The sequence below is a fragment of the Micromonospora sp. KC606 genome, from assembly GCF_004348675.1.
In the GTDB taxonomy this organism is placed as follows: Bacteria; Actinomycetota; Actinomycetes; order Mycobacteriales; family Micromonosporaceae; genus Micromonospora.
In genome coordinates this window covers 1-11792 of the sequence record NZ_SMKN01000171.1, presented here as the reverse complement: position 1 = coordinate 11792, position 11792 = coordinate 1, and the positions used below count along the sequence as shown (strand labels likewise).

Annotated in this window: 8 protein-coding genes; all 8 read left to right on the top strand. The window is 70.8% G+C overall.

Translation table 11 applies throughout. The features are described 5' to 3' along the window. Positions 1 to 378 precede the first annotated feature (378 nt). The 8 genes from glgX to E1193_RS24230 all read left to right on the top strand — a co-directional run bounded on the left by glgX (position 379) and on the right by E1193_RS24230 (position 11630). Positions 379 to 2499 carry a glycogen debranching protein GlgX gene (glgX, locus tag E1193_RS24265; RefSeq protein WP_132185493.1) on the top strand — a complete coding sequence of 707 codons (2121 nt, stop codon included), beginning with the start codon at positions 379 to 381 and terminating at the stop codon, positions 2497 to 2499. Position 2500: 1 nt separating this feature from the next. Beyond that, on the top strand, positions 2501 to 4822 hold the full coding sequence (treY, locus tag E1193_RS24260) for a malto-oligosyltrehalose synthase (protein WP_132185492.1): 2322 nt from the start codon (positions 2501 to 2503) through the stop codon (positions 4820 to 4822). Beyond that, positions 4819 to 6552: a malto-oligosyltrehalose trehalohydrolase gene (gene treZ / locus E1193_RS24255; protein ID WP_132185491.1), complete on the top strand. Its 1734-nt coding sequence runs from the start codon at positions 4819 to 4821 to the stop codon at positions 6550 to 6552. Before treY ends, treZ begins: the two co-directional genes overlap by 4 nt. Before the next feature lie 157 nt (positions 6553 to 6709). Further along, positions 6710 to 7252 carry a GNAT family protein gene (locus tag E1193_RS24250; RefSeq protein ID WP_132185490.1) on the top strand — a complete coding sequence of 181 codons (543 nt, stop codon included), beginning with the start codon at positions 6710 to 6712 and terminating at the stop codon, positions 7250 to 7252. Between the two features lie 149 nt (positions 7253 to 7401). Then, positions 7402 to 8007 carry a sugar O-acetyltransferase gene (locus E1193_RS24245; RefSeq protein ID WP_132185489.1) on the top strand — a complete coding sequence of 202 codons (606 nt, stop codon included), beginning with the start codon at positions 7402 to 7404 and terminating at the stop codon, positions 8005 to 8007. Positions 8008 to 8397: 390 nt separating this feature from the next. Beyond that, the gene (locus E1193_RS24240) at positions 8398 to 9540 is read left to right on the top strand and encodes a helix-turn-helix transcriptional regulator (protein WP_132185488.1); all 1143 of its coding nucleotides are present in this window, start codon (positions 8398 to 8400) and stop codon (positions 9538 to 9540) included. A 268-nt stretch (positions 9541 to 9808) separates the two neighbouring features. After that, positions 9809 to 10933 carry a helix-turn-helix transcriptional regulator gene (locus tag E1193_RS24235; RefSeq protein WP_132185487.1) on the top strand — a complete coding sequence of 375 codons (1125 nt, stop codon included), beginning with the start codon at positions 9809 to 9811 and terminating at the stop codon, positions 10931 to 10933. A gap of 85 nt (positions 10934 to 11018) precedes the next feature. Then, positions 11019 to 11630: a DUF6518 family protein gene (locus E1193_RS24230; protein WP_132185486.1), complete on the top strand. Its 612-nt coding sequence runs from the start codon at positions 11019 to 11021 to the stop codon at positions 11628 to 11630. Positions 11631 to 11792: the final 162 nt, after the last annotated feature.

Genomic DNA, 11792 nt, shown 5'->3' with positions numbered 1-11792 from the left:
GGGTGGGCCGGCAGGTCCGGTCCACGGCGGTCGCGAGGTGTTCGCCGACCCGCAGAGTGGTCACATCAATCTCCGTCCATGCACGAAGGGTCGCGCCGGCACCGGTGGCGGCGGAGGACAGGGTGGGGGAGGCCGAAGCGGCCGAGTGGGCCCGCGCGGGCGCGCCCGCATCAAGGAAAGGGCACGAGTCGGTCCTCCGCATCTTGAAAGGGCCTATCGTGACGGAGGACACCCAAAGGTTGTGGCGGCCTCAGGTGGGTGGATATCGGGTGTCGTCCGAACGGATGATTGGCCGGACGGACGGCGGGGCATTAGCGCGCGTGCGCGTCGTCGGGTCGCCGTGCGACGCGCTCATGATCATGTGCCTGAAGGAGCGACATGCAGGTCTGGCCGGGTGAGCGCTACCCCCTCGGAGCCACCTACGACGGGATGGGCACCAACTTCGCGATCTTCTCCGAGGTGGCCGAGAAGATCGAACTCTGCCTCTTCGGCGAGTGGGACACCGGCGTCGAACGGCGGGTCGAGCTGCGCGAGGTCGACGCGTACGTCTGGCACGCGTTCCTGCCGGGCATCGAGCCGGGCCAGCGGTACGGCTTCCGGGTGCACGGGCCGTGGGACCCGGCCAACGGGCTGCGCTGCAACCCGCACAAGCTGCTGCTCGACCCGTACGCCAAGGCCGTCGACGGCGGGGTCACCTGGGACCCGGCGGTCTACGACTACGAGATGGGCGGCGACCCGGACCGGATGAACACCACCGACTCGGCCCCGTTCGTGCCGAAGTCGGTGGTGGTCAACCCCTACTTCGACTGGGGCAACGACAGGCCGCCGCGCATCCCGTACCACCACTCGGTGATCTACGAGGCGCACGTGCGCGGGTTGACCATGTGCCACCCCGACATCCCGGAGGAGTTGCGCGGCACGTACGCGGCGATCGCCTCCCCGGTGATGATCGACTACTTCAGGCGGCTCGGGGTGACCGCGGTCGAGCTGATGCCGGTGCACGAGTTCGTCCACGACCACCGCCTGACCGACCTGGGGCTGCGCAACTACTGGGGCTACAACACCATCGGGTTCTTCGCCCCGCACCACGGCTACTCGGCGCTCGGCCGCCTCGGCCAGCAGGTGCAGGAGTTCCGCGGCATGGTCAGGGCGCTGCACGCCGCCGGCATCGAGGTCATCCTCGACGTGGTCTACAACCACACCGCCGAGGGCAACCACCTCGGCCCGACGCTGAGCTTCAAGGGCATCGACACCCCCAGCTACTACCGGCTCTCGGAGGAGGACCGGCGCTGCTTCGTCGACTACACCGGCACCGGCAACAGTCTCAACGTGCGCAGCCCGCACTCCCTGCAACTGATCATGGATTCGCTGCGGTACTGGGTCACCGAGATGCACGTCGACGGTTTCCGCTTCGACCTCGCCGCCACCCTGGCCCGGGAGTTCTACTCCGTCGACCGCCTCTCCACCTTCTTCGAGGTGGTCCAGCAGGACCCGGTGGTCAGCCAGGTCAAGCTGATCGCCGAACCGTGGGACGTCGGCCCCGGCGGCTACCAGGTGGGCAACTTCCCGCCGCAGTGGACCGAGTGGAACGGCAAGTACCGCGACACGGTGCGTGACTTCTGGCGCGGCGAGCCGGCCACCCTCGCGGAGTTCGCCTCCCGCATCTCCGGCTCCGCCGACCTCTACCAGGACGACGGCCGCCGGCCCTTCCACAGCATCAACTTCGTGACCTGCCACGACGGGTTCACCCTCAGGGACCTGGTGTCGTACAACGACAAGCACAACGAGGCCAACGGCGAGGAGAACCGCGACGGCGAGAGCCACAACCGGTCGTGGAACTGCGGCGCCGAGGGCGAGACCGACGACCCGGCGGTACGCGCCCTGCGGGCCCGGCAGCGGCGCAACTTCCTGGCCACCCTGATGCTCTCCCAGGGCGTGCCGATGATCGGCCACGGCGACGAGATGGGCCGCACCCAGCGCGGCAACAACAACGCCTACTGCCAGGACAGCGAACTGGCCTGGATCGACTGGGCGCACGCCGACAGCGAACTGCTCGACTTCGTCCGCCGGCTCACCGCGTTCCGCAACTCCCACCAGGTGTTCCGCCGCCGCCGGTTCTTCACCGGCCTGCCCGTCGGCGGCCGGGCCGCCGGCTCCGGCCTGCCGGACCTGGCCTGGTACACCCCCGACGGCCGGGAGATGACCGGCGAGGACTGGGGCAACGACTTCGGCCGTACGGTGGCCCTGTTCGTCAACGGCGACGGCATCCCCGAGCGCGGCCAGTACGGTCAGCGGCACCGGGACAACTCCTTCCTGCTGCTGTTCAACGCCCACGACGCGCCCCTGGACTTCACCCTGCCCGGCGAGGAGTTCGGGCGACGCTGGGAGCTGAAGATCAGCACTGCGGACCCGGACCCGGAGAAGACCACCGTGGTCGAGGCGGGCGGCGCGATCTGCGTGCCGGACCGCTCACTGCTGGTCCTGGAGAGGGCGGCCTGACATGCCCGACACCCGTCCCTCGGTGACGCCCCGGATGGGGGCGACCTACCGGGTCCAGGTCCGCCCCGGCTTCGACCTGGACGCCACCGCCGCGCTCAGCGAATGGCTGGCCGACCTCGGCGTCACCCACCTCTACAGCGCGCCGCTGCTCGCCGCCACCCCCGGCAGCCAGCACGGCTACGACGTGGCCGACCACCGGTCGGTCAACCCCGAACTCGGCGGCGAGGCCGCCCGGCAACGCCTGGTCCGGGCGCTGCGCGCCGCCGGGCTCGGCCTGGTCGTGGACATCGTGCCCAACCACGCCGGGGTGGCCCAGCCGGCTGCCAACCCGCCCTGGTGGGACGTGCTGCGCCGGGGCCGGGACTCGGCGTACGCGGCCTGGTTCGACATCGACTGGGACCGGGGCCGGCTGCTGCTGCCGGTGCTCGCCGACAGCCCCGACGCCCTCGACGACCTGAAGATCGTCGAGGGGGAGCTGCGCTACCACGAGCACCGGTTCCCGATCGCCGACGGCACCGGCGAGGGCACCCCGCGCCAGGTGCACGACCGGCAGCACTACGAGCTGGTCAACTGGCGGCGCGGGGACAGCGAACTGACGTACCGCCGGTTCTTCGCCGTCTCCGACCTGGCCGGCCTGCGGGTGGAGGACCCGGCGGTCTTCGACGCCACCCACGCCGAGATCCTGCGCTGGGTCGCCGCCGGCGACGTCGACGGCATCCGCGTCGACCACCCCGACGGCCTGCGCGACCCCGCCGGCTACCTGGCCCGGCTGCGCGCCGCCGCCCCGCACGCCTGGCTGGTCGTGGAGAAGATCCTGGAGCACGGCGAGGAACTGCCGGACTGGCCGGTCGACGGCACCACCGGGTACGACGCCCTCGCCGCCGTCTGCGGGCTCTTCGTCGACGGTGACGCGGAGCGCGACTTCACCGCCCTGGACGGCCGGTTGACCGGCCGGCACACCTCCTGGGAGGACCTCGTCCACGACACCAAGCGGCAGGCCGCCACCCGGCTGCTCGCCGCCGAACTGACCCGGCTCGCCGCGCTCGCCCCCGAACTGGACCGCGAGGCCACCCGGGACGCCCTCGCCGAGCTGGCCGCCTGCTTCCCGGTCTACCGGGGCTACCCGCCCGAGAGGGCCCGGCGCCTGGCCGCCGCCCGCGCCGAGGCGGGCCGTCGTCGCCCCGACCTGGCCGCCACCCTGGACGCGGTCACCGCCCACCTGCGCGACCCCGACCACGAGCTGGCCGCACGCTTCCCGCAGCTGTCCGGCGCGGTGATGGCCAAGGGGGTGGAGGACACCGCCTACTACCGGTGGAGTCGGTTCGTCGCGCTCAACGAGGTCGGCGGCTCACCGGCCCACTTCGGGGTGCCGCCGGCGGAGTTCCACCGCTTCGCCGCCGACCGGCAGGCGCGCTGGCCGGCCAGCATGACCACCCTGTCGACCCACGACACCAAGCGCGGCGAGGACGTGCGGGCCCGGCTCGCCGTGCTGTCCGAGCTACCCGGCCGCTGGGCCGAGACCGTCAGCCGGTGGATGTCCCGCGCGCCGCTGGCCGACCCGGCCTTCGCCCACCTGCTCTGGCAGAGCACCATCGGCGCCTGGCCGATCGAACGGCAGCGCCTGCACGCGTACGCCGAGAAGGCCGCCCGGGAGGCGTCGACCTCGACGAGCTGGGCCGACCCCGACCTGACCTTCGAGCACCAGATGCACGCGTTGGTGGACCGGATGTACGACGACCCGGAACTGCACGCCGAGATCACCGCGTTCGTCGACGAGATCACCCCGGCCGGCTGGTCCAACTCGCTCGGGCAGAAGCTCGTACAGCTCGCCATGCCCGGGGTTCCCGACACCTACCAGGGCACCGAGCTGTGGGACAACTGCCTGGTCGACCCGGACAATCGCCGCCCGGTCGACTTCGCCGTACGCCGGGGCCTGCTGGCCCGCCTCGACGCCGGCTGGCAGCCGGCGGTGGCCGCCGACGGCGCGGCGAAGCTGCTGGTGGTGTCGCGGACGCTGCGGCTGCGCCGCGACCACCCGGACCTGTTCACCGGCTACCGGCCGGTGCCGGCGCACGGGCCGGCCGGCGCGCACGCCGTCGCCTTCGACCGGGGCGGCGCGATCGCCGTGGCCACCCGGCTCCCGCTACGGCTGGCCCGCGCCGGCGGATGGCGGGGGACCCGACTGTCGATTTCCGGCAACAGTGTTACCGACGTGTTCACCGGTCGGTCCTACAGTGGGTCTGAGCTGCTGCTCGATGATCTGCTCGACACCTATCCCGTCGCACTGCTGGCTCCCACCGACTCCGTGGAGGATGCCGCATGACCGAGTTCACGGTGTGGGCGCCCGAGGCCGCCCGGGTCCGGCTGCGGCTGCCGGGCGGCGCCGACCGCGAGATGCGCCCCGACCCTCGGGGCTGGTGGCGGGTCGAGGTTCCCGGGGCCGGTCCGGGCACCGACTACGCGTTCCTGCTCGGCGACGACGACCGCCCGCTGCCCGACCCCCGCTCGGCCTGGCAGCCGGACGGGGTGCACGGGCCCAGCCGGCTCTACGACCACGCGGCGTTCGCCTGGACCGACCAGGCATGGACCGGCCGCCACCTGCCCGGCAGCATCCTCTACGAGCTGCACATCGGCACCTTCACCCCGGAGGGCACCTTCGACGCGGCGATCGGCCGCCTCGACCACCTGGTCGACCTCGGCGTCGACATGATCGAACTGCTGCCGGTCAACGCCTTCAACGGCGAACACAACTGGGGCTACGACGGCGTCTGCTGGTACGCCCCGCACCAGCCCTACGGCGGGCCGGACGGGCTCAAACGCCTCGTCGACGCCGCTCACGCCAAGGGACTGGGGGTGATCCTCGACGTCGTCTACAACCATTTCGGGCCCTCCGGGGCCTACGCGCCGATGTTCGCGCCATACCTCACCGAGCAGAGCAACACCTGGGGCCGCACCGTCAACCTCGACGGCCCGCACTCCGACGGCGTCCGCCGTTACATCATCGACTCGGTGCTGATGTGGCTGCGCGACTACCACGTCGACGGGCTGCGGCTCGACGCCGTGCACGCCATGCCCGACAGTCGCGCCACCCACTTCCTGGAGCAGGTCGCCGCCGAGGTGGCGGCGCTCTCCACCCACCTGGGCCGGCCCCTGTCGCTGATCGCCGAGAGCGACCTCAACGACCCGAAACTGATCAGCCCGCCCGAGGCCGGCGGGTACGGCCTGCACGCCCAGTGGAACGACGACGCCCACCACGCCCTGCACACCCTGCTCACCGGCGAACGGCAGGGCTACTACGGCGACTTCGGCTCGCTGGAATGCCTCACCGACGTGCTCACCGGCGCGTTCTTCCACGCCGGCACGTACTCCAGCTTCCGCAACCGGGTGCACGGGCGGCCGGTGGACCGGCAGCGCACGCCGGGGCACCGCTTCGTGGCGTACCTGCAGAACCACGACCAGATCGGCAACCGGGCCACCGGTGACCGGATCTCCGCCACCCTCTCGCCAGCGTTGCTGCGGGTCGGGGCGGTGCTGCTGATGACCGCGCCGTTCACCCCGATGCTGTTCATGGGGGAGGAGTGGGCCGCCGGCACCCCGTGGCAGTTCTTCACCAGCCACCCGGAGCCGGAACTGGCCTCCGCCGTGGCCCGGGGGCGGCGGCGCGAGTTCGCCTCCCACGGCTGGCCCGCCGGGGAGGTGCCGGATCCGCAGGATCCCCAGACGTTCCTGCGGTCCCGGCTGGACTGGGCGGAGCTGGAAAAACCCGAGCACCGGGAGATGTACGAGTTCCACCGCCGGTTGATCGCCCTGCGGAAGGCACGCCCTGACCTGTCGGATCCCCGGCTGGACCGGGTGCAGGTGTGGCACGGGGACCGCTTCCTGGTGATGCGGCGCGGGGACTGCCTGGTGGTGGCGAACCTGGCGGGTCGGGCTCAGGGGATCTCGCTGCCCGGGGTGGTACGGCGGGTGCTGCTGGCCACGGGTGAGGGCGTGACGGTGATGCGCGACCGGGTGCAGTTGCCGGGGGAGACGGCGGCGATCGTGGCGCTCTGACGGCGGAGCCGGAGGCGGGCACACCCCCGCGCCGCGCGCCGTCGGACCGTGGGTGGAACACCACGTACGTCTCCGTGGCGCGGTGACAGCAATGGTGTTCCACTGAGGGGCCTTATTTGGTTTGCCGCCGGCCAGCCCGGCCGGGTAGGAAGCTTGCATGCTGAGGGGCAGCAAGGTCGGGCTCAGGGCTCGGCACGAGGATGACATCCCGATCCTGCACGCCGAGCTCTACGACGACGTGGTCAACTCCTCACGGGCCGAAGGCCGGCCGTGGCGGCCGATCACGCCCGGCGCGAAGGACCCGCGGCTCGTGCTGGACGACAAGGAGGAGGGGCACGTCCCGTTCTCCGTGGTGGAACTGGACGGCGGCACGCTGGTCGGCACCGCGACACTGTGGGGCATCGACAACCACAACCGGTCGGCGCACATCGGCCTCGGACTGCGCCCGTCCTGTCGGGGAAGGGGCTACGGCACCGACGTGGTCGCGGTGCTGTGCCACTACGGCTTCGTCGTGCGCGGCCTGCAACGGTTGCAGATCGAGACGCTGTCGGACAACGCCGCGATGCTGCGCTCCGCCGAGCGCAACGGCTTCGTCCGCGAGGGCGTACTGCGCTCCTCGGCCTGGGTGATGGGCGAGTTCCTGGACGAGGTGTTGCTTGGGCTCCTCGTCCAGGACTGGAAACCGGACTTGACGGCATAGGCTGCTGCCCGGGACCGTACTGGTCAGCGTCGCGTCCGGATGAGGAGGGCGGCGACTTGAACTCGCCGGGCCCATCCGCTGGCCGCGTCGCTTGGCCTGCCGGCATAAACGCGTAGTCCCGCGGACCGGCTGGGAAGGAGCGCTCTGGCGTGCCACGCAGTGACGAACAGGCGGTGTCGAACCGGATCCGCCAGGGTCTCATCTACACCGAGTCGGAGGCATCGTTCCAGGCTTCTCAGCGACGCACCGACCTCATTTTCGAGTACAACCACACACCGCCCAGCGAAACTGACCGGCGGAGGTCGTTACTCGTCGCGATCCTCGGGTCGGTCGGAGAGCGCACCGTACTTCTTGCGCCCTTCCACGCTGGGTTTGGGAGCAACGTCCACATCGGTGACGACTTCTTTGGCAACGTCAACCTCACGTTCGTCGACGACGTGGACATCCGCATCGGCGACGGCGTCATGATCGCGCCCAGCGTGACGCTCACGACAACGGGGCACCCGGTGCATCCTGCGCGTCGAATCGACTACGCACGGTTCTCAGAACCCATCGTGGTCGAGGACAAGGTCTGGATCGGCAGCAACGTCGTCGTCCTGCCCGGCGTCCGTATCGGTTACGGCTCCGTCATCGGCGCGGGCAGCGTCGTCAGTCGCGATATCCCACCGATGGTGGTCGCCGTCGGCACGCCCTGCCGGGTGCTACGTCCGATTACCGATGACGATCTGACGACACGGACCGCGACCCTCGGCTAGAACCGCCTCGGCCCACACCAAGCACATCCCGGACGGACGCCGGCACCTCCTCGTTGTCCGGGCTGTCGGATGAATCAGGTGACGGCCAGGCGGAAGACCTGTCGGGAACCGCCCTCCGGACCCGCTGCGCAGCCTCTTGGGGGGAGAAGAAGGGGCATCCTCCAATTCGTGCCCCGGCAGGTCGAAGTCCCTGAGGCTGGTGGTTCCGCAGTCGAAGGTGAAGTGGATGAGGGCGCGCCGATGCTGCCCGGCTGGCGGGCCTTGCTACGGACCTTGCACAGAACGACGCCTCGGCGCTGGAGGCCCAGAATCAGCACGGGTACCGTCGAGGATTGCATAGCTGCTTGGGGTAGTGGTGGTTCGTAATCGTCACGAGCTAGGAGTGCAACGGTGCCCCCACGTGCGAACACGGTCGTCGATCCGCGTTTTCCCGCCGAACTGCGACGATTCCGCGAGTCGCGGGGCTTGTCGCTGCGACAGCTCGCTGCCGCTGTCAATCATGGCAAGAGCCTGATTCACCAGCTGGAGGCCGGGCGTACGAAGCCCAGCGTAGATGTGGCCGTCCGACTCGACGGCGCACTTGACGCGAATGGTGCTCTATCAGGGCTGGTAGTTGATGCTCCCGAAGGCGGTGAGCGCCTGACGTACGTCACCACGCATCCCCGCCGGGTCGATCCTGCTGCGGTTCGAGCGTTCGCTGGCCTGCTCGCCGGTTACCGTCGGCTGGAGGACGCCATCGGCTCCGGACCCGTTGCGGCGCCGGTCCATGCTCACCTCGACACCGTGACCTCTCTCCTGCGTGAGGCCCCGCACCACATGCGGCCCCACGTGGTGGACGTGGCTGCGCAGTGGGCGCAGTTCGCCGGGTGGCTAAGCATCGCGCAGGGGAACGATCGGGCGGCTACAGCCTGGCATGCCAGGGCCTTGCAGTGGGCCAGCGAGGCGGGTAACCGAGACCTCGTCGCAACCGTGCTGTCTTTTCAGGGCCATCAGGCCGAGTTGAGCTGTGATCTGCCCGCCATGATCGGGCTGTCTCAGGCTGCCCGCCGGGATAAGACCGTGAACGCGGCCCTGCGGGCCTACTGCGCGGGTCAGGAGGCGCGAGGGCTTGCGAGGGCTGGTGCTACTGCTCAGCAAGTAGTCACCTGTCTGACGGAAGCTTCGGAGGTGGCCGCGCAGGCAGCGGAGGAGCCTCTGTCCTCGTGGGGCTACTGGTACACCCCGTCCTTCTTTGCCATTCAGCAGGGCATCGCATGGCGGTATCTCGGCGCGACCGACAGCCGGGCCAACGACCGAGCGCTGGAGTTGTTGACGGTCGGCGTCGCGGGCGTCAACGAGGAGGCCAGTGGTGCGGAATGGCACGGCCGAAACTTGGTGTACCTCGCCCTGACCCAGGCGCAACACGGTGACACGACGGCAGCCCGCGAAACCCTGATGTCGGCCGAAGGCATCGCGGTAACGACCTCGTCCCGCCAGCTTGCCGCTCACGTGCGGAAGGCTGTCCGCCGGATCGGCCTGTCCGCGACGCCGTAGCGGACGCGTTTCACCTGCTCAGCTACCGACAGCCACCTGCACAGTGATTGTGGGTGACGGCGGTACGACGTACTGCTCAATAACCGTCGCGCCCTCGTCGGGAGGTCGCAGATGGGCGGGACAGGACACGAAAACCCACGCAGCCGGGGTGAGCAAATTGAGGCGGCCGAGCGAGAAACCGCCAAGCAGCGCCTTCTCGCACAGGCCGAGGCGGAGCGAATACCGGTCGAGGACATCACCCGAGCGCGCGCGGACCGGCGGTGGCGGCGTGACCAGGGATGAGCCGATCGGCCGGCGGGTGGCCCGGTGGCGGGTACGCCGCCGGATGACGCAGCAGATGCTCGCCGATCGGCTCGGCAAGTCGAAGAGTTGGGTGGACAAGGTGGAGCGGGGCGTCCGTTCCCTGGACCGGTACTCGGTGATCCAGGAGATCGCGGAGGTGCTGCGGGTCGACCCGGCGGTGCTGCTCGGCCAGCACCGTCCACCTCCGACCAGCGGACTCGATGGGGTGGACGGGATCAGAGCCGCCCTCGCCCGTTTCGAGGCTGGTGGCACAGCCTCGGCCGACGAGGTCGGCCGGCACGTCGCCCACGCCTGGCTGACCTACCAGCACGCGCACTACGCCCAGGTGGTGCGGGCGCTGCCCGGGCTGCTCGACGCGGCCCGGGGCCTGCCCGGCGGCGACCGGGAACTTCTGGTGCAGGTGTACCGGATCACCGCATCGGTCCTGGTGAAGCTGGGCGAGGCCGACCTCGGCTGGCTGGCCGCCGACCGGGCGATGGCCGTCGCGGGCGGCGACCCGGTGCTGGCCGGCGCGGCAGCCCTGTCAGTCGGGCAGGCGCTGCGCGCCCTGGGCCGTGACCGGCTGGCGCTCGCCGCGACGGTCGCCGCCGCGCACCAGGTCGCGCAGCCCGGCGTACGGGGAGCGTTGCTGCTCCAGGGCGGCCTGGCCGCCGCCGGCTGCGGCGACCCCTGCCAGGCGGACGAGTTGATCGACTGGGCCGCCGACATCGCCGAGAGCAGCGGAGCCTGCGACCCGCACCGGACCTGCTTCGGGCCGCTCGCTGTGGACCTGGCGCGGGTGGTGGCGGCGGTGGAGTTGGGAGAGGGCGACGAGGCGGTGTGCCGGCACGAGCGGGTGGTTCGCCGGGAGGGGTGGCGGCGGCTGCCGGCCGAGTACCGGGCCGCGTACCTGGTCGACGCCGCGCGGGCGTACCTCCAACTGGGTGACCTGACCGGGGCCGGGCGGGTGCTGGTGGATGCGGACCGTGTCGCGCCGGCCGAGGTCCGGTGCCGGCCGGTGGCGCGTACGGTGATCGCCGAGATCGCCCGGGGCGGGCTGGCCGGTGTCGGCGTGACGCGGCTGGCTACCCTGGTCGGACTGATTCGGTGACCGGCGCGGATGCGGTCCGTGTCGTGCCAGAGTTTCACACAGCGGGTCGGAACGGCCGGGTGCATACTCGGTATGCTTGCGCGTCATGCGACCTGATGATCGATTGGTGGCCCTCGCCGCCGTCGTGGGCGGTTTTCTGCTCGGCTTCCTGGACTTCGTGTGGATCAAGTTCGTGCCGTACCCCTTCGCGGAGCTGGGCAACTCCACCGCCACCTGGGCGGTTGCCGCTTTCGCCGTCGGGTGGTGGGTTCGCGCAGGATGGCGGCGCGCGGCCCTGGCCGCCACGGTCCTGCTTGTCGTCGCGGTGCCCAGCTACTACCTCGCGGCGACCCTCCTCCAGGGCGACGACCCGGCCTTCCTCTGGGCGCCGGCATCAGTGCTCTGGATGTTCTTCGGCGTGCTCGCCGGGGTGGTCTTCGGCGTCGGCGGCGCCTGGGCGCGCGGCGCCGGCTGGCGGTTGATCGTCGGTACGGCTCTGCCTGCTGCCGTGTTCCTCGAGGAGGCGGCCCGGCACGCCAGGGCCGCCGCCGGTCCCTATCGCACCGGCCTGTGGTGGAACGTCGCTATCGACACCCTGCTCGCTGTGCTGCTCGTGCTGCTGGTGGGTCGGACGCACCGCCAACGGGCGCTCGCGTTGGCGGTGGCGGTGCCGCTTGCTGTCGCTATCTACCTCGTATTCGCGGTGGCCGCCGGGTGAACCGGCTCGGGTGATAGGACCGCGTCGTTACCCGCAGCCGTTCGACTCGCGCAGGCCCTTGTTGGCGCCGGCCGTCTGCCGCACGGTGTCCGGCACGCAGCTGGCCCGGTCCAGGCTGTAGGCGTAGGGGATGTTGACGGTGGTGGTGGACTGGGGGTTGGG